The following is a 19,473-nucleotide window of genomic DNA, read 5'->3' as shown; positions in this document are numbered from 1 at the left end:
ATGTGAGATAATGTATATTCTTAGGGGTAGTACACCTCATCCACTATGCAGCAACGTGCATAGCTGTATGAACATTGAGATATAAAATAATTTATACCAAGAAGAAAGATGTCATCCAAATAGCCTCTTTTCCTGTCATCCCAGTGCTTGACACTGGGATAGCTTTGTTGCATAGCAACTGAAAAAATCTGGTGGCTACTGACAAAATTCATTATAAATAGCTATTTAACTGTTGAAGAAAAAATATGCCACAAAAAATGAGAGTTAGTAACTGCCATGAATATAACAAATTTCTAGAAAAAAGAGGAAATATTTTTCGTTACATCGATAAAGCTATCGAAAATTGGTATGAAAATAGTCCAAAAATGCAGGGCGGCAACTATATTTATAGTGATAAAGTTGTGATTTTAGTGCATATAATCGTTAATCTTTTTAGAATTGGCTTAAGACAAACAGTCGGGTTTATAAAAGGATATTTGCAACAAATAGGAAGAGATTTGGCAGTTATCAGCTATTCGCAAGCTTCAAAAAAAACTTAATATTAAGATCAATGATTGCAGAATTGATAAAAATAATATGGAAGATATCGAAATTGCCATAGATAGCACAAGCATCAGCATTTATAACAACACACAGCAAGGAAAATAGCGCTGATAGAAAATATCGTGGCTATGAACAGACAAGAAAATTGCATGTAATGTTGAATATAAACAGCAAAAAAGCCATAGCTGCAAAATACAGTAACGGTCTGATCACTATGGAGCTTGCGATTTACTTAAAGGAGTTAATTTTCAGCATGCCATAAAAGCACTATATGCAGACAGAGCATATGACCATACGCGTCAAGTTAAGGAAATAAAGGTATGAAAGAGATAGAATAATAAGGTATAAGTTCTCCCAGATATACTTTTAGTGAGAGAACCAATGAATAAAATAACTTGCTTATCAAAAAAGCTCAAAGAATTTTTTAATGAAAAAGCAGAGAAAATCTCAATTACAACAAGGTTTATAAAAAGAAAGAGAAAGCTAAAAGGTTCATCATTCGTAAAAGCCATGGTCTTGGGTAATATAGGAGTTGATAATTGTAGCGTAGAAACAATGTGTCAATTACTAAACGAGGACTCGATAGATATAACAAAACAAGGTTTGGATTTTAGATTTACTGAAGAAGCAGTGGAATTTATGAAAAGGATGTATAATGAATCTGTGATTCTCTTTAAAAATATCTTGCAAGTTGATTGCAAAATCTTACAGCAATTTAATAGTGTTAAATTATTGGACAGTAGCTATATTACTCTACCTAACAGTATGGAAGAGATGTATAAAGGTTATGGTACTAGCTACAGTGGCTATGAAAGCAATACTAAGTCTGGAATAAAGTTACAATTAGTTTTCGACTACATGAATCAGATAATAGACCAACTTAATTTAACGGAGGGGGTAAGATCAGACCAGGGATATAGGAAACATTTAAGTAATATATTAAGCAATGATTTGCTAATATCTGATCTCGGTTATTTTGTGCCAAGTTCTTTTAAACAAATCAATGAAATAGGAGCTTATTTCATAAGTCGTTATAAATCCGATACCAACATATATGATGTAGAAACAAATCAAAAAATGGAGTTATTAGAATGTTTAGAGGATAAGTTATTTTTAGAAAACGAGGTATTGTTAGGAAAAGAAGCAAAAATTAGAGTAAGAATTATATGTCAGAAACTAACTGAAGAACAGTCTATGGCCAGAAGAAGGAAAGCTAATAGATTAGCAAGATCGCAGGGATATACATCCTCTAAAAGAAATCAAAAATTGTTGAACTGGTCAATATTTATAACTAATGTTCCAGAAAATAAAATTAGTGCTGAGCAAGTATTAACGATTTACAGAGTAAGGTGGCAAATTGAGTTATTATTTAAATTGTATAAAAGCCATATCAGGCTTGATAAGCTAAAAGGAAAGCCATGCAGAGTATTATGTGAACTATATGCTAAATTGTGCGCAATTCTTATATTTCACGGCATAGTTGGTTGCACAGAAGTGAAAAAGAATACAGAACTTAGCTTAACAAAGGCATTTATTGAGCTAAAAAGGCGGGTTAGAGAGTTATTTTTAGTATTAACCAAAATTAATAGTTTAAAAGCATTTCTTAAAAAACTCACTATAACTTGGTCGCGATTTTCATTAAAAGACAAACGTAGAAGGGCTAGAGTATCCACTTTAACCTCTCTAAATTTGCTCACAATCTCTTAACTTGACGCGTATGGAGCATATGACAGACATAAACTCTATAAATTGTGTGATGAATGCGGCATAAAGACAAAAATTCCTCCAAAAAAACAATGCAGCAGAGCATCCAAAGTATGGCAGAGAGAAATGCTGCAATTAGACTAATAAAGTCATACAGCGAAGATGGAATGAAGAGGTGGAAAAGGCAAACAAACTACGGAAAAAGATCTTATGTAGAAAGTTTTTTCTCGCGACTGAAACAAACATTCGGGTTTAATTTTCGGAACAAATCTGAAATTAATCGTGGGAAGGAACTGCTACTCAAGTGTTATTTGCTTAATCAATTTACTGACATTGGTATGGCTAAATTTGAAATGGCTACATGAATTTATCGTAAATTACCACCGCATAGTTGTAACATTGTACCATATTACAATGTTCGTACAGTTGTGTGCGCGACCGGGGGTTTTATACTATTCTAGAAGTAACATACGGAAAAGGGGGGATTCGAACCCCCGACATATTTTCATATGTGCACGCTTTCCAAGCGTGTGCTTTAGACCACTCAGCCACCTTTCCATGCTTATTCATAATATTGAAAATTGTACTGCTAAACAATATAAAAACCTGGTATATAGGGTTCACCACGAAAATTCACAGTATTGTTAAACTTGCTTCTGCAAGTTGGAAATGTTTTATCGCAACCTGCGAGTATTGAATATTTATCTCCAGCAAAAATTTGGTATGGAGGCGAAGTAAACAACGTAACTACTTTATTTTTATATTCTTTTACTACACCTTCAAACGCTATTGAGCCAAAGAATTTTACTACTCCGTGCTTATAATATTCATCACTCTCAGTTAAATTCGTGTCTTCAAATCTTCTTTCGTCTATTACTTTAGTGATTGTACTTATTTTACTAAATTTTTTAGTATCGGCTTTACATTTATCATCGCAAAATTGTGCTCTGCATGCAGGAGAGTATAATTCTGCTATGCTTCTCTCAAGCTTTGCTGAAAGCCCTCTAATTTCAACAATAAATCTTCCACTACTTAATGTCACTTTACCAAAAATTCCTGAATGTAGATTCATTGTTCCCTGAGTCAAGTCTTTATAATTCACAAGAAATATTTCAATATTTGCAAAGTCGTACTTTCCTGATAAAACATCTTCTTCTTTAATATCAGCACTATTTAATATCCCTTCAATTTCTAGATTATCAGTTTTTAAATCGCTGTTTAATATTATACTACTGGCTGTAAATCCACTTGAAGATTTATAGAGTATATTATCAATATTTAAATCTTCATCATAGTCAGTGAATCCCATTACTTCTCCACCTGCGAGCTTTAATTTCCAGCACGTAGCGGTGGTAAGTAATTCTCCAGCTAAATGATTTTTTAGTGTGGTTTGCATAGGGGCCTCCTGCTTAATTGATTAAATTTGAAAGTAGCTATACGGCCAGTAGAATAAGGGCAGTGTGTTCTTTTCTCATCATCTAAGTAGCCATAAAGCGTCATTCCGGTGACCATAGGGTGTCATTCCAGTGCTTGACACTGGAATCCAGGAAATTTTGCTTGTAAGTAAGCAAACTGATTTGGTGAGCATAAAAAGTGGCTGATCTTATGCTGAATAAACGCTTTTGATGAAGTTGCATGGAAAGCTGGATCCCAGTGTCTGGGCACTGGGATGACATCCTTCTTGGTGGAGTGTCCTCAAATCACAATGTTCGTACAGTTGTGTGTCACGCACTGGGATGACAGGAGAGAGGACACCATATGTTTATTTGATCGACAAATAAACACTAACAGACAAGAATACACCACAGTTAACTGTGGTGTGTACTGGCTGGTTAGAAAGAAAACTTCACACCAGTAAGAAGGAGAATTCCTTGGTTAGAAGGTACATCAGCATCAGACTCATCTTTCAGCTTACCTGTTTCGTTAGTCATAAAATAATGGAGAGCTGCGTAAGGAACAAATTTGTTCTTACTGCATGCAGGAGACAGATCATATTGAACGCCAAGTGCACCATCATGAAGCATATCTTTGTCATTCATTCTGCTGCCAAAATACGTCAAACTTGTGTAGATATTCTCATGTTGATACCCAGCTCCTACAGTCCAATACATGGTATCTATACTATCTTTACCAAATTGAGCTTTCAGCCCTTCCACTCTTTTGCCATCAGTAGCATCTTTACTATCAATTTCCGTATAGGTATCACCAATTAATTTTTTAATACCCTTCGGTTGACCAGATTTGCCCAAGTATGCAAAAGAGGCAGCAAACTTTACGCCTTGATCTTCATTAATCTTATAATCAGCGCTTACACCAAAATTAACACCCATCAGGTCATTATACTCCACAAATTCCTTATAAAGATGCTTATCTTTACTTGGTTGCTTTGGAAAGCCATACTCACCAACTGCAGAAGTTTTAACTTTTACATTATATTTATCAAAGTCATATTCATATGATGCACCAGCACTTACTATGTGCTCATAGTCTGGACCGACATGCCTTATCTTATCTTTTACCTTACCGTTTTTCTCTTCTTTTTCTTTCACAATAAACAAGCTACTATCATAACGAGGTGCATAACTGATGCCAAACCTTGCGCCCATATAATTTGGTGAGTAGTAGGCAACTCTAAATGGCAGTGTAGTCATAACGCCTTTGTTATATTTCCCTGCCATGCGGAAAGAGAATTTTTCACTTTCACTCGAAAAACTTTCAGTGTAAAGACGTGGTGTTACATAAAATGGAAAGCTAGCAGCGCTTCCTTCTAAGTTCACTTTTCTGAACCAGTCACTATCTGCAGCTCCGTCAACAGTCGCAATTCTTGTTGCATCAAGCCTCATCAGAGCCTCAGGACCAAATTGGTAACCAAGCTTCACGTCACCATATTTTGAGTTAACAAACACATGCGCACTTCTGCCTTTTGCAGCATAAACACCCTGTGAAGCTCCCTTACCTTCGGTCACTGGAACATGAAACTGCACGTCAGCACCATAAAGAAGACCTAAATCTTCATTCTTATTTTCTGCTCTGAGGTGCAATATCGCGTCAGCAATCATACCCATATCGTTGCTGTAATCACCAATATTTCCTATTCCTTCATAGAATATTGGATTTGCTCCTCTTGTTATATCTGGAGTGGCATTATAATACTCTGTAGATCTGTTTGGCATAACGTTATAACGTTTATAATCTGCGCCACTTGGTCCAGCTTTGCCATAACCTTGAGCATCAACAACACCACCAAAAGTTATTCTTAAATTACTTTGCCCTTGATTGGTATCGATAATATCAACTCCACCAACTGAAACAACAGGACTTGCCTTACCTTTTTCCTCTGTATTTTTGTTAACAACTTTTATATCCTTCTTTACATCTTTAGCTTCAACTTTAGCATTCTTAGTTTTAGAACGCTTAGTTTTTGAAACTTTACCTTTTTCTATATTAGAATTCTTAGCGTTTAGAGCTTTCGCTTTTGAATCCTCTATAAGCTTTGCTTTTTTCTCATTTGCTAGCCTGATCTCCTCTTTTTTCTTCTGCTCGGCTGCTAATCTTAGCTCCTCTTTTTTCTTAAGCTCTTCAGCTTTTTTTCTTGGATCAGCATTACATATTCTGTCCATCTTTTCTTTCAGTTTTTTATTTGATGTTTTCATAACTTCCACTTTTCCAGAAGTTTTTGTGCTCTCTTGCTTTTTTATTTCCTTCATACTCTCATCAGGAAAGTCAGCTGCAAAACTGCTGAAAGAACATAAAGTTAATAAAGAAACTAGAGCAGTTCTAGTATACATAGACTTTTTCATGAAGTGCCCCCAAAAAATTTCGAAATCATATCTTAAATGTAAATAGTATAAAAATGTTGAAAATTCAACTTAAAGCAACCTTATAACGAAAATAAAAGTAAAATGCAATACCTTAAAAGCAACTTTCTTAATATGCTCAACGTGTATATTAACCAAAATTTAGTACAGAGGTTCGCTTGTTAGTGCATTATAACTCGACTATTTATTCTATGGAAGTAAAATTTTCCACCACAAGTTATTTGCCATTCTTCTTTAAATTTCTTTAGGTATTCTTTTTTTTCGCACTCTAAAAGCAGCTCTTCCACACTTTTGTTGTAGCTTTCAGTAGTAATCCTTCCCTGATGATGCATGAACCTTAAGTAAATCAAATAAGTGTTAATTACATCTGTTTCACAATAATCTCGAATCTCTTGTATCTTGCCGCTATCGTATAAGTCCATAACTTGTGACCCATCAACTCCAATCTTACCAGGAAGATTAAATGCTGCACAAACTTCGTTCATTTTTACTCTCGCAGAAGCTCCAAAATCAGAGAGGGATTCAAGCAAATCACAATGCCAATCACTGCTATATCTCTGATTGTAACTATTCCACTTATCGCCAGCTTTATGAAAATATTCTGCTTGAATGCCATGGACCATAGCACGATACTTCAGCACTGGTATATCAAAAGTGCGTCCGTTGAACGAAACTAATCTTGGCTTTTTCTCTGATATGTAGTTAAAAAATCCTTTCACTAGCTCCTTTTCACTGGAATTTAGTGTGCCTCCAGATCTTATTTCTTGCAGTGTGAACACCTCATAACCACTCTGGTAGCTTATATTGCAAAGTAAAAAACTAATAACTACAACAAGGTGAAAAGGCTGACGCAGAAAAGAGTTTTGCCCGTTTGTTATTTCAAGATGATATTTTGTTAATGCATCCCTCTTCTCTTCTACACTACTATCATCACTAATATTGAGTAAATTTTTGCAGGAATTTACATCTGGTATAGTTTCAATATCAAATACCAATAAAGAATTAAGCATTGCCTATATACTCCTCCGGACGGTCGATCCAAGGTCGCACTTTCACAAATAAAAAGAGGTGTACCTTGCACTCAAATAATTTTTCTAGTTCAGCACGCGCTTCGATATTAATTTTTTTAATATTACTGCCATCTTTTCCTAGTACTATTTTTTTATGACTATCTTTCAACACAAATATGATCTGTTTGATGACTAAACTCTTATCTTTTTTTTCCTCAAATTGTTCAGTTATAACAGCTGTAGAGTATGGCAATTCTTCACGCAAGTTCAAGAATAATTTTTCTCTCGTAATTTCTGCTGATAAAAAATTTGTCGAGGAATCGGTTATTTGATCTTCTTCATAAAACCAGGGGCTCACCGATGCAACTTCAGACAAGTAATTCATCAAATCAGAAAGTCCATCATTCTTTAATGCTGATATCATAAAAACCTTTTCAAATTTATAAAGCAAATTCAGATGCTCATGCGCCATCTTTAATTCAGGCCTTTTTACCAAATCAGTTTTATTGATAACCAAAATGCATCTGCCTTTTGTGCGCTGCAGCCGCATAAATATAGTCTTAATTCTTTCTATATTTTTCAAATAATTGCTTACATCAACAAGCAACAAAGTGATGTCACTATCCTTAACTGCCGACCATGCAGATTTGACTAAAGCTTTTTCAAGTTTTGTTTCTGCTGAGAAAATTCCTGGGGAGTCAGTAAAGACAATTTGTGTGTTGTTGCATGTTGCAACACCCCTTATTTGCGTCCTTGTTGTTTGCACTTTAGGGGTGACAATTGCAATTTTCTTGCCTATGATGCTGTTAATTAATGTAGACTTCCCAGCATTTGGTAAGCCAGCTATGGTTACAAATAAGCATTTTTGTTCTTTCACAAAGAAAATTATAAAGAAAACTGAATGCCCGCGTCAAGCTACTTATATGACAAGAAGGATGACAGAACCCTTTTTGGTTAGCATGCAAAAAGGGAAAAAACTTATTCTACAAATTAAAAATACAATATACTCAAAAACTTTTCAGAAAATCCATAGGAGGGTTTGCTAATGAAGGTTCTTGAGTTGACGCCATTGCCTGAACGACTGCTTGATTTAAGGGTAACGTTTTAACCATAAGGTCACTAACTCCTTAATATGTGTGTTCATAATTTGATTTTCCACGAAAGACATAATAGCAATAACCAGTGTAAGTTAAAATGATTGGTAAAAGCGGTATTATAACAATGAGCATTAAAGATAAACTTGGCCCAGAAGCGGCTGCATCCAGAATGGTATATTGAAAAGGTATAATCCATGGGTAGATACTAATTCCTAAACCTAAATATCCCATAAAAAAAATAGCAATACTGAGAAAGAATGGACGGTACTCCTGTTTAGTATTCTGAAGATCAAACCACAGCATGAAAAATAGCCAAGATGTGAGTAATGGAATAGAAAATAAATAATAAAAATTTGGCATGCTAAACCAAAAGTTTTTAATACGTTCATTTAAAAATGGTGTCACTACACTCACTAGTCCCATGAAAATACCTACAAAACCAAGCGTATAAGAAGCAACCTTGCGTGCCCATTCTTGTGTTATATTTTCTGTCTTCATTATGAGCCATGTAGAACCTAAAAGTGCATATCCAAATATCACAGCAATGCCTGTCATTACACTAAAAGCACTTGCCCAATCAAATTGGCCACCAGAAAAGTTGCGTCCGTTTACTTCTACACCATGTATAAATGCACCTAAAATCATGCCTTGGCAAAATGCAGCACCAAGTGACCCAAAATGAAAGGCATAATCCCATAATCGCCTGTATTTTCCTTCTGCCTTAAAACGAAACTCAAAGGATACTCCGCGCACTATAAGGCCAAGCAGCATAATAATGATTGGAATATAAAAAGCAGGCATTAATATTGAATATGCAAGAGGAAAAGCAGCAAACAACCCTCCACCACCCAATACCAACCATGTTTCGTTTCCATCCCAAAATGGTGCAATTGAGCTTATCATGTGATCACGGCATTTATCTGACGGTGCAAAAGGAAGTAAAATACCAATACCTAAATCAAACCCATCCATTAAAATATACAGTAAAACAGCTATGGCAATTAGTAATCCCCAGATTAGGGGTAAATTAATTAAGGAAGAAAAATCAAACATGATTGTTGTCCTTTCCAGATGTACCAGCATCAATCACTGAAGCTCCAATACCGTGTTTATAAAATTGCTCTTCTTCTTTAATGACAGGAATTCCTTTGTATATAAGTTTCAGAATATAGTAACTACCTGCTCCAAATATAAGGGTATACATAACGATAAATGCAATCAAAGACCATGCAACCTGAGGACCGGTAATCGCAGATGAAAATGATTCAATTGTGCGCATAATTCCATATACAGTGTAAGGTTGACGGCCAATTTCAGTAGTAAACCAACCTGCAAGTAACGCTATGAACCCAGACGGCATCATTGATATCCACCATCCATGTAAGAAACAACTTTGGAATAATTTGCCACGAAGATACTGTATAACACTTACTGACCCAATTATGATCATTAAAATTCCAACTCCAACCATTATACGGAAGGACCAGAATACCCATACTACAGGTGGTCTATCTTCTTTTTTCCATTCCTTTAATCCTTTTACTTCTCCTAAAAAATCATGTGTTAAGATCAAGCTGGCAAGATTAGGAATTTTTATCTCGTAGTGATTAATTTCATTTTGCTGATCCGGATAAGCAAATAAAAGTAAGCCAGCCCCTTTTTCGGTTTCCCATATACCTTCCATTGCAGCAATCTTAGCAGGTTGATGCTTTAGTGTATTTAATCCATGCCTATCTCCCATGAACAGCTGAAATGGTGCAGCTAAAGCTACCATAATGGTTGCCATACCAAGCATAATTCTTGCTTGAGGAGCATGTCGTTTTCTCCAAAGATAAAATGCTCCTACACCACCAACCACAAAAGCTGTTGTAAGATAGGCTGCTGTTACCATATGAATAAAGCGATAAGGGAAAGAAGGATTAAAAATAATCTCTAACCAATTGGTTGGATATAGGAGACCATTCTCACCAATCGTGAATCCAGCGGGTGTTTGGATCCAACTGTTGGCCGCAATAATCCAAAAAGCTGAAATAAGCGCTCCCACTGCAACAATACAAGTAGAAGCAAAGTGCATACGAGAACTTACTCTATTCCATCCAAATAGCATAATACTCAAAAAAGATGCCTCCAGAAAAAAGGCTGTTAAAACCTCAAAGGAAAATAGAGGGCCGAGAACATTGGCTATGCGGTCAGAAAAAATCGACCAATTGGTACCAAGTTGATATGACATTACAACTCCAGATACCACTCCCATGCCAAAAGCAACGGCAAAAATCTTGATCCAGAATTTATAAACATCACGGAAACGTGTATCACCAGTCTTAAGCCAACACCATTCCAAAAAGGCTAGAAAACTTGCAAGCCCGATCGTGAAAGCAGGAAATATAATGTGAAAGCCTATTGTGAAGGCAAACTGAATTCGAGCTAATAATAAAGGATCAAATTTAAACATTTTACCTAATACCCATGTATTACAAATAATAGCCAAATCTGCCTATAATTCAATCCATTTTTTCACAAAATTGACCTTACCCAGAAAAAGTAGAGAGAAAGTTAAGACGTTTTTGTCATGAGAATAAATTGTGCAGGAATACAACTGTTCTCCCTTGTCATACCGTCACGGTATCTCTAGATCCCGCTAACACGTAGCGGAATGACGATTGTCAGGCCAGCGCCCCTATGATGTCATCCCAGTGCTCCTTTTTTTGTCATCCCAGTGTCAGCTACTCGGATGACATCATCCTTTTTTTGGGATTCCAGCGTCACGCGCTGGAATGACACCTTCCGTATAAACATTAAGAAATTTACCAAGCGGAGAAAAAGGCAAAAGAAGCCCCGTGGTTGGCTAATTACTTACATTATACTTTCAAGTATGGCGTTTTTTTATTCTAAACGTTTAATAACCGCGATTCAGCTACTTTTAAACCGCAACTAATCTAAATTATAAACGTTAAGAAATTTACTAAACAGAAAAAAAGGCAAAAGAAACCCTAGGGTAGCTAGTTATTCACTATCCATTTTTTAAGTTGGCGTTTTTTTATGTTTTAAACGCTTTATAAGCGCGTTTCAGCTTATGTAGGTAGAAATTTTATAAGACATAAGGTGCACATAGTGCAAAAAATTAAGCACGAGACGCCAGATACGTGAGTTTTTTTGTCATTTAATCTGTACAGAGAAGATAAATAAATAGCTTCAGTTTCATGATAAGGGGGTTGGCGAAGGGTGTCAAGTAACTTTTGCATTTAATCCATTTCTATGGCTTATATAATAATCGTTATTGTAGTATAATTTAGAATAATGCAATAGATACCTAAATGTTTTAGCTATTAATTATATGTTGCACAAAAGCATATATTGCCCTACCATCCAAGTAGGTTAGAAATAAAGAGGTTTTTATGAGTTTTACTTTACCTGAATTACCATACGATAAAACAGCTTTGGAGCCTTATATATCTGCAAAAACCTTAGATTTTCATTATGATAAGCACCATAAAGGATATTTAAATAAACTCAACGAGCTAGTTGAAAATACAGATTATCAACATGTAAAAATTGAGGAATTAATAACAAAAGTGCATGGTAATAGCGGCAACTTGCCTATATTTAATAATGCAGCACAAGTTTGGAACCATACTTTTTATTGGAATTCAATGAAAAAAAATGGTGGTGGTAAGCCTAAAGATGGTAGTCTTCTAGCAAAAAAAATTCAAGACGATATCGGTGGCTTTGATAAATTTTATGAAGAATTTTCGAGTCATGGAGTAAGCCAGTTTGGCAGTGGATGGGTATGGTTAGTGCTCGAAAAAGGTAGGTTAGGAAAGCTCAAAATCACCAAGACTCCAAATGCAGATTTGCCAATAATTTATGGCCAAGTGCCACTACTCACTATGGATGTGTGGGAGCACGCCTATTATTTAGATTGTCAAAACCGTAGAATTGACTACATAAAAGTTTTCCTTGATCATTTGATTAATTGGGATTTTGCAGAAGAGAACTTAGAAGAATATATGAGATGAATATACCCCGGGTAACAAAATTAGATAATGGTCTGCGCATAATAACTGAGCAGGTGCGTGATATTGATTCCGTAGCTTTAAGCATACGAGTTGGTGTTGGCAGTAGAGCAGAAAGTGCAAAGCAAAATGGAATATCCCATTTTTTAGAACACATGGCTTTCAAAGGGACGAAGACAAGAACTGCCTTTGAAATTGCAAAAGCTTTTGATGACATAGGTGGAGTTTTCAACGCTAGCACCGGTAGGGAAAGCACCACCTATTATGCAAAAGTCCTCAAGAAAGACATAAAAACTGGTATTGATATATTAATAGATATATTGATGAATTCCACGTTTCCAGAAGATGAATTGGAACGTGAGAAGGGTGTTGTAATACAAGAGATTTTTCAAACTAATGATTCACCAAGTGACATTATTTTCGACAAATATTTTGAGGCAGCTTATAAAGACCAACCATTTGGTAGGTCAATCTTAGGCACGCAAAATACTGTAAAATCTTTTACTCGAGGAGATCTAGATAATTACATAAATGAGCATTACTTTGGTGAGAATATGCTATTTGCTGTTGCAGGAAATGTTGAACATGAAGAAGTTGTTGCATTAACCAAAGATTTTCTCTCAAAGATTCATTCTAAAAAGCTGAAAAAAAGCCAAAATGCGAGCTGTACTGGTGGTGAGTATTTAGAACATCGTAAATTAGATCAGGTACACTTGCTAATTGGTCTACCTAGTGTTTCTCGCCATGACGATAAATATCACACGTTTCAAGTGCTTGATTCTATATTAGGGAGCGGAATGTCATCACGTTTATTCCAGGAAGTAAGGGAAAAGCAGGGATTAGCTTACTCTGTTTATTCATTTAATTCCAGCTATACTAATACAGGAATGTTTTCCATTTTTGCTGGTACAGACAGTAGTAACTTAGATAAGCTTTTAAAATCTATAACGACAGAGTTGAAGAAGTTGTCTACAGATGATCTGAAGGAAGAAGAAGTAAATAGAGTGAAAGAGCGAGTAAAATCCCAAATTTTAATGTCACGCGAAAGTGTTAGCTCACGTGCTGAAACATTGGGACACTACTACGGTAACTATAATAGGTACATCAGTAAAAATGAATTAATAGAAAAAATTAGTGCAGTTACCACTGCTAACGTAAAAAAAGCAGCAGAAGAATTGTTATCTCAGCATGAAAAAACCACTCTAGCTGCAATTGGAGAAATTGAATCATTGCCAAGTTACGATAAAGTGGTTTCTATGCTTAAAGCTTAGTGTACTTTAATTATGTTGCTTAAGCTCACTAAAAAGTTCAATGAACGGTTGCAAAATCCTTTCTATAAAAAGTTTACTTTCTGGTTCATCGCGTATATTACTTATCAGTTTATTCAAAGTTTTCTCGCTGTTTCGTAAAAATAAATAGCTTTCTACTGCTTGCACACCAGACAAGACAGTCAAAATTCCTCCTATCACTAGACAAGCAGCTATAGCAGGTACGGTACCCACTGCAATTGCAGTTGCGATTAATGATAACCCAGCTAAGAATGTAACGGCTGAAACGCAAAACGCTATTTGATGTTTTTCTTTATTGTTAACCATAAATACCTCACAAAAACTATATTTTTAACATACCAGTGTTGTCATGTATTGTCAAGTTTTTAAAGAAGATTAAAAAATGCAACGCACATGTGCAAAAGACGCTAACTATGGATTAGCCAAGGAAGAAAGAGTAGGAAGAGGAAGGCTTTTTCTGTTTTAGGGAATATAAAATAAGCGTAGAAAAATATGAACTAGGTGTATAATTCACAGTGTAGTGGTATCCATACGCGTCAAGTTAAGGAAATAAAGGTATGAAAGAGATAGAATAATAAGGTATAAGTTCTCCCAGATATACTTTTAGTGAGAGAACCAATGAATAAAATAACTTGCTTATCAAAAAAGCTCAAAGAATTTTTTAATGAAAAAGCAGAGAAAATCTCAATTACAACAAGGTTTATAAAAAGAAAGAGAAAGCTAAAAGGTTCATCATTCGTAAAAGCCATGGTCTTGGGTAATATAGGAGTTGATAATTGTAGCGTAGAAACAATGTGTCAATTACTAAACGAGGACTCGATAGATATAACAAAACAAGGTTTGGATTTTAGATTTACTGAAGAAGCAGTGGAATTTATGAAAAGGATGTATAATGAATCTGTGATTCTCTTTAAAAATATCTTGCAAGTTGATTGCAAAATCTTACAGCAATTTAATAGTGTTAAATTATTGGACAGTAGCTATATTACTCTACCTAACAGTATGGAAGAGATGTATAAAGGTTATGGTACTAGCTACAGTGGCTATGAAAGCAATACTAAGTCTGGAATAAAGTTACAATTAGTTTTCGACTACATGAATCAGATAATAGACCAACTTAATTTAACGGAGGGGGTAAGATCAGACCAGGGATATAGGAAACATTTAAGTAATATATTAAGCAATGATTTGCTAATATCTGATCTCGGTTATTTTGTGCCAAGTTCTTTTAAACAAATCAATGAAATAGGAGCTTATTTCATAAGTCGTTATAAATCCGATACCAACATATATGATGTAGAAACAAATCAAAAAATGGAGTTATTAGAATGTTTAGAGGATAAGTTATTTTTAGAAAACGAGGTATTGTTAGGAAAAGAAGCAAAAATTAGAGTAAGAATTATATGTCAGAAACTAACTGAAGAACAGTCTATGGCCAGAAGAAGGAAAGCTAATAGATTAGCAAGATCGCAGGGATATACATCCTCTAAAAGAAATCAAAAATTGTTGAACTGGTCAATATTTATAACTAATGTTCCAGAAAATAAAATTAGTGCTGAGCAAGTATTAACGATTTACAGAGTAAGGTGGCAAATTGAGTTATTATTTAAATTGTATAAAAGCCATATCAGGCTTGATAAGCTAAAAGGAAAGCCATGCAGAGTATTATGTGAACTATATGCTAAATTGTGCGCAATTCTTATATTTCACGGCATAGTTGGTTGCACAGAAGTGAAAAAGAATACAGAACTTAGCTTAACAAAGGCATTTATTGAGCTAAAAAGGCGGGTTAGAGAGTTATTTTTAGTATTAACCAAAATTAATAGTTTAAAAGCATTTCTTAAAAAACTCACTATAACTTGGTCGCGATTTTCATTAAAAGACAAACGTAGAAGGGCTAGAGTATCCACTTTAACCTCTCTAAATTTGCTCACAATCTCTTAACTTGACGCGTATGGTAGTGGTATCTCACTAATCCAATTATTTTTCTCCCGATCTAGCCTATCATCTAATATAGCCTGCCTTATTGATGCCATTAACTTATTCATAAAGAAAATATTATGAATGGTAACGAGCGTGTAAGCCAGGAGCTCTTTAGCTTTCAGTAAATGGTGTATATAAGCTCTTGAATGTTTTCTGCAGGTAAAGCATAAACAGTCACTTTCAATTGGGTTGTTGTCCAGCTCAAATCGTTGATTCCGCAAATTAATATGCTCTTTGCACTTTGAAGAAATAGAATTTCTGTTTTTTACTTTAACAAGTGCGCCACCATGCCTTGCTAAGCGGGTTGGATGCACGCAATCAAACGTGTCAATTCCAAGCTCTACTCCGCGAAAGATGTCCACAATTCCACCAATACCAAGCAAATGAGTAGGCCTGTCTTTTTTCAGGTGGTCCATAGTGAAAGAAACTACATCATGCATCTGCTCTTTACTTTGACCAAGTGATCCACCTATTGCTTGACCAAAAAATGGCAAATCGTTGATAAAATCACAACTTTCTCTACGTAAATCTTGATACACTCCGCCTTGACTAATTCCATACAGTGCCTGCTTGCCATTATTGTTTTTTTCAAATTCATTTAAAGAACGTTCAGCCCATCTGTGGCTCATGAGCATTGATTTTGCTGTGTATTCTTTGCTTACGTGAAATGGAGTGCATTCATCTAAAACTAGGATTAAATCTGCACCTAATTTCTGTTGAATTTGTACAGATTTTTCAGGAGTTAAGCAATAAATTTTACCATTAATGTAAGAACGAAAAATTGCCCCATCCTCATTAATTTTGATCAAAGTTTTTTGTTTTTTTCTTATTCCTTTTATCTCTTCCGAAACTGATCCGTGGCCTAAGCTAAATATCTGATATCCACCTGAGTCAGTTAGCATTGGCCCATTCCATCCTATCATCTTGCGCAAACCACCAAGTTTTGCAACAGTATTCTCTCCTGGTTGAAGCATTAGGTGATAGGTGTTGGAAAGTATGATTTGGGTACCAGCTTCACTTATTCTTTCAATATCTGCAGCTTTAATTGCAGCTTTTGTTGCGCAGAATATAAAAGCGGGGGTTTCTACGCTTCCATTTGGAGTTTTAATTGTTCCAACTCTTGCAGAACCTGATTGCTTGATTCTCTTGAATGAAAATTCTTCTTTCATCTATTTGCCTGAAAGTTCTGTTATGATGTTTTCTACTTTCTCAGGAGTAAGATTTTCATAGAAGTCATTATTGATCTGCACAACGGGAGCATTAACGCATGCACCTAGGCATTCAACTTCTTTTAAAGTGAACAAATTATCTTTAGTAGTCTCACCGATATTGATTCCAAGTTTTTTTTTAAAGGTATTTAAAACTTCTTCACTATTGCACAACCAGCAAGGAGTTGTTCTACAAATTTGTATTAGATATTTGCCTACTGGTTTTAAATTATACATGGTGTAAAAATTTGCCACTTCATATACACGAATATGTGGAATATGCAGCATATCAGCAACATAACGCATAGCAGATTCAGAAACCCATCCGCATTGCTCTTGAACCAGATATAGTAAAGGCATAACAGCACTACCTTCTCTACCTTTGGGATACATCTCTATAAACTTTCCCGCTTTCTTGAGGTTTTCTGATGTAAAACTAAACTGCTCTTCTTTTTCTATCATTCATGAGACTCGTGTAAACTTTAACAGATTATACCTGTAGAACCAATGATTGCAATTGTTGGTTTTTTGAGAAATAGCATAAAGCTTCTTAGCCCTCTTCAAGCTTATATTTACCTTTTAGTATAAAATATTATATTAATTTTTTAATTTTAGTTAAAATTTTCATTGACATTAACACACAGGAGTAATCATAATAGCATTTTATTAATATTTTAAATAAAATTATGTCTACATTAAGAAGATTGCTCGGGATCAACTCAAATACACCGGAAATTAAAGAAGCGATAGGTTTTAATCCAACAAACGTAGAATTAATTGAGGGGAATGGAGTTGCTTACGGACTCAGCTATCAAGATAATGGTAATGGGAGCAGTAAAGTAAAATTACTTATTAGTCCATTATATCAATCAAAAACATACGAATGTGGTACAAATATCAGCGTAGCAAATGAATTCAAAGATCAATTATCTCTCACATTAATAGAAGATTCAGCTGAAATAGATAAAGTTGGAGTTATCTTTCCTGAAGAAGGAATTAGCGAAGAAGGAGAAAAATGCGTTAAAGGCTTATCTTTTAACACTTACGGAATTAAACAATCAGTTAATACTCCTTCAGTTGAACATTTAGATAAAAGAAAATTACAAAAGAATATTGATAATAATAGTCTTGCAAATGTGGGCAATAGTTACTTTCAACCAAGAGCAGTGAAAGTTGGTAATGGTGACGTAATTGTAATCGCCCATAACTTAAAGGATCAAACTTTAGTTTCTTGGTACTTAAAGTCAAGCGAGAGCGGAAAATTTAAGGTATTGACTGGAGAAAAAGGTGTTACAGAAAGAAAATTGTTCAATTTTGATAATCAGGGGCAATTGGCATTAAATGGAAACACGATGCTTTATTCGCAAGTGAGCAAAAGGATTACTAAGGAAAATCAAGAGGTGAGAAAAACACGTATTTTTAAATTTGATATGGCTAAAGTGATTCAGGGTCTGAAGGATGGAGTTAATGGCTTTTTACTTGGTAATCGAAAAGGTCAAATAGATAATAAAGCACTATCTCTTTCTAGAGAACATGAAATAAGCTTTTTGCAGTATGTTGAACAAACGGAAGGAAATGATCTAGTTGCTTTTCTTGAAAATGACCAATCAGCTAATGAGCAGAGGTTACATATAGCAACTCTACTTAAAAATGGATCAGTGTCAGATTTTCCTATCTATCAATTTACAGATCCTATAGAGCAATTATATATTAAAGGCAACGGTCAGGGTGGTTTTATCGTAACTGCGGTAAGTGGAGAAAATATTGTAACTTTTAATCAAAACGGCTCTGGAAAATCTTCTGAAGCAACAATAATACCGGCAAATAGCATCAAAACTCTCAGTGATTTTGTTAATATCATTAACGGTCGATTAACGCCAGATATTATTTCTAGTAGTACCGTGGCTCCTATAACTGTTGCAGAAACGGTTGTGACTTCTAAGAAAACGCCGACTGCTGCAATTACTAGCACAGCAGAAACCGACGCTGTGAAGACTACTAAATTGACAACGGAAGCCGTTGCACCTACTTCTACAATAAGTAAACCTTCAACGGAGTCAACGACAGTAGCAAAAACAACTACTACTTCACAAGCGACCACGGTTGCTACAACGTCAACTAGTGTGCCGATAGTAACTTCAGGGACTGAGACAAGTACTGTAAAACCTACAGCAGCGACTGGTGCGTCGACTTCTACGATGAGTAAACCTTCAACAGAGTCAACGACTCAAACAAGTACAGTAACAGTGAAGCCAACAACAGAAGCCGTTGCACCTACTTCTACAACGAATAAACCTTCAACAGAGTCAACGACTCAAACAAGCACAGTAACAGTCGAACCAACTGCGCCAACAACAAGCTCAGAGAAAACTACACAAACAGTATTTAGTATACCAAGTACTAGAACAAAAGAGTCAACAACTCCTATATTCACCACGACTTTACTTCCTCAGTCTACTTCTTCACCACAACCTACTCAACTTGCTATAGGGTCTAATAAGGCAGGAATGATAGGGGGATCTTTGGTTGGAGCAATAGGTATTGTTGGAATTATAGGATTCATAGCATATAGATATGTTAAGGGTCGTAATGCTGCTCCTGTATTAGAACTAACTGATTTGGGTTATAGAAGGCGATCATCTTCAAGTAGCGATGAAGAAATTTTTACCACTGGTAACAGAATGCGAACTATATATCAATCTGAAACAGTGCTAAATAGTATATCAGTAGAAAGTAGTAGTCGATCAAGAAGTAGCTCATCGTCTTCAAGCGGTGGACCAGGCTCTTGACTAACTGAAGCGGAGTCTA

General features: G+C 35.3%; 14 protein-coding genes, 1 tRNA gene and 2 pseudogenes. 7 read left to right on the top strand and 10 right to left on the bottom strand.

The features are described 5' to 3' along the window. Nucleotides 1-245: 245 nt before the first annotated feature. The 3 genes and pseudogenes from ACQH2Q_RS04275 to ACQH2Q_RS04265 all read left to right on the top strand — a co-directional run. A pseudogene (locus tag ACQH2Q_RS04275) lies at nucleotides 246-852 on the top strand (transposase); the annotation flags it as partial. Between the two features lie 72 nt (nucleotides 853-924). Continuing rightward, nucleotides 925-2,250: an IS4 family transposase gene (locus ACQH2Q_RS04270; protein ID WP_264339118.1), complete on the top strand. Its 1,326-nt coding sequence runs from the start codon at nucleotides 925-927 to the stop codon at nucleotides 2,248-2,250. 15 nt (nucleotides 2,251-2,265) lie between these two features. Then, a pseudogene (locus tag ACQH2Q_RS04265) lies at nucleotides 2,266-2,612 on the top strand (transposase); the annotation flags it as partial. 106 nt (nucleotides 2,613-2,718) lie between these two features. On the opposite strand, the gene ACQH2Q_RS04260 reads toward ACQH2Q_RS04265, so the two are convergent. The 7 genes from ACQH2Q_RS04260 to ACQH2Q_RS04230 all read right to left on the bottom strand — a co-directional run bounded on the left by ACQH2Q_RS04260 (nucleotide 2,719) and on the right by ACQH2Q_RS04230 (nucleotide 10,624). Further along, nucleotides 2,719-2,805, bottom strand: a tRNA-Ser gene (locus ACQH2Q_RS04260). Nucleotides 2,806-2,836: 31 nt separating this feature from the next. After that, the gene (locus ACQH2Q_RS04255; RefSeq protein ID WP_010962809.1) at nucleotides 2,837-3,643 is read right to left on the bottom strand and encodes a DUF2163 domain-containing protein; all 807 of its coding nucleotides are present in this window, start codon (nucleotides 3,641-3,643) and stop codon (nucleotides 2,837-2,839) included. A 436-nt stretch (nucleotides 3,644-4,079) separates the two neighbouring features. Further along, entirely contained in the window at nucleotides 4,080-6,047 is a 1,968-nt protein-coding gene (locus ACQH2Q_RS04250) for a WD0745 family porin (protein ID WP_338481664.1), read from the bottom strand. 179 nt (nucleotides 6,048-6,226) lie between these two features. Continuing rightward, complete coding sequence (locus tag ACQH2Q_RS04245; RefSeq protein ID WP_051955838.1) at nucleotides 6,227-7,075, bottom strand: 3'-5' exonuclease; 849 nt, start codon at nucleotides 7,073-7,075, stop codon at nucleotides 6,227-6,229. Further along, nucleotides 7,068-7,952, bottom strand: a complete 885-nt coding sequence (gene era / locus ACQH2Q_RS04240) for a GTPase Era (RefSeq protein ID WP_010082484.1) — start codon at nucleotides 7,950-7,952, stop codon at nucleotides 7,068-7,070. Before era ends, ACQH2Q_RS04245 begins: the two co-directional genes overlap by 8 nt. 250 nt (nucleotides 7,953-8,202) lie before the next feature. After that, on the bottom strand, nucleotides 8,203-9,225 hold the full coding sequence (gene cydB, locus ACQH2Q_RS04235; RefSeq protein ID WP_341817730.1) for a cytochrome d ubiquinol oxidase subunit II: 1,023 nt from the start codon (nucleotides 9,223-9,225) through the stop codon (nucleotides 8,203-8,205). Next, a complete protein-coding gene (locus tag ACQH2Q_RS04230) occupies nucleotides 9,218-10,624 on the bottom strand; it encodes a cytochrome ubiquinol oxidase subunit I (protein ID WP_425383389.1) in 1,407 nt (468 codons plus the stop codon). Before ACQH2Q_RS04230 ends, cydB begins: the two co-directional genes overlap by 8 nt. A gap of 943 nt (nucleotides 10,625-11,567) precedes the next feature. Here ACQH2Q_RS04230 and ACQH2Q_RS04225 point away from each other — a divergent pair. Together ACQH2Q_RS04225 and ACQH2Q_RS04220 are read left to right on the top strand one after the other, a co-directional pair. Continuing rightward, nucleotides 11,568-12,188, top strand: coding sequence for a superoxide dismutase (locus tag ACQH2Q_RS04225; protein WP_010082437.1), 621 nt, complete (start codon nucleotides 11,568-11,570; stop codon nucleotides 12,186-12,188). After that, on the top strand, nucleotides 12,185-13,456 hold the full coding sequence (locus tag ACQH2Q_RS04220) for a M16 family metallopeptidase (RefSeq protein ID WP_010962800.1): 1,272 nt from the start codon (nucleotides 12,185-12,187) through the stop codon (nucleotides 13,454-13,456). Before ACQH2Q_RS04225 ends, ACQH2Q_RS04220 begins: the two co-directional genes overlap by 4 nt. A 6-nt stretch (nucleotides 13,457-13,462) precedes the next feature. Here the strand turns inward: ACQH2Q_RS04220 and ACQH2Q_RS04215 are convergent, their stop codons facing one another. After that, entirely contained in the window at nucleotides 13,463-13,780 is a 318-nt protein-coding gene (locus tag ACQH2Q_RS04215) for a WD_0736 family protein (protein ID WP_010082444.1), read from the bottom strand. Between the two features lie 312 nt (nucleotides 13,781-14,092). Here ACQH2Q_RS04215 and ACQH2Q_RS04210 point away from each other — a divergent pair, with 312 nt between their 5' ends. Next, nucleotides 14,093-15,418 carry an IS4 family transposase gene (locus tag ACQH2Q_RS04210; RefSeq protein WP_264339118.1) on the top strand — a complete coding sequence of 442 codons (1,326 nt, stop codon included), beginning with the start codon at nucleotides 14,093-14,095 and terminating at the stop codon, nucleotides 15,416-15,418. Here the strand turns inward: ACQH2Q_RS04210 and tgt are convergent. Continuing rightward, nucleotides 15,415-16,626, bottom strand: a complete 1,212-nt coding sequence (gene tgt, locus ACQH2Q_RS04205) for a tRNA guanosine(34) transglycosylase Tgt (RefSeq protein WP_264339463.1) — start codon at nucleotides 16,624-16,626, stop codon at nucleotides 15,415-15,417. The genes ACQH2Q_RS04210 and tgt overlap by 4 nt on opposite strands. Then, complete coding sequence (nuoE, locus tag ACQH2Q_RS04200; protein ID WP_010962799.1) at nucleotides 16,627-17,127, bottom strand: NADH-quinone oxidoreductase subunit NuoE; 501 nt, start codon at nucleotides 17,125-17,127, stop codon at nucleotides 16,627-16,629. It abuts the gene before it with no gap. A 224-nt stretch (nucleotides 17,128-17,351) separates the two neighbouring features. Between nuoE and ACQH2Q_RS04195 the strand changes: the two genes are divergently transcribed. Next, nucleotides 17,352-19,454, top strand: coding sequence for a hypothetical protein (locus ACQH2Q_RS04195; protein WP_265024444.1), 2,103 nt, complete (start codon nucleotides 17,352-17,354; stop codon nucleotides 19,452-19,454). The last annotated feature ends 19 nt before the right edge of the window (nucleotides 19,455-19,473 follow it).

Origin of the sequence: Wolbachia endosymbiont (group A) of Melieria omissa (genome assembly GCF_964031125.1) — a bacterium.
GTDB lineage: Bacteria > Pseudomonadota > Alphaproteobacteria > Rickettsiales > Anaplasmataceae > Wolbachia > Wolbachia pipientis.
This window is presented reverse-complemented; position numbering and strand designations above follow the sequence as displayed.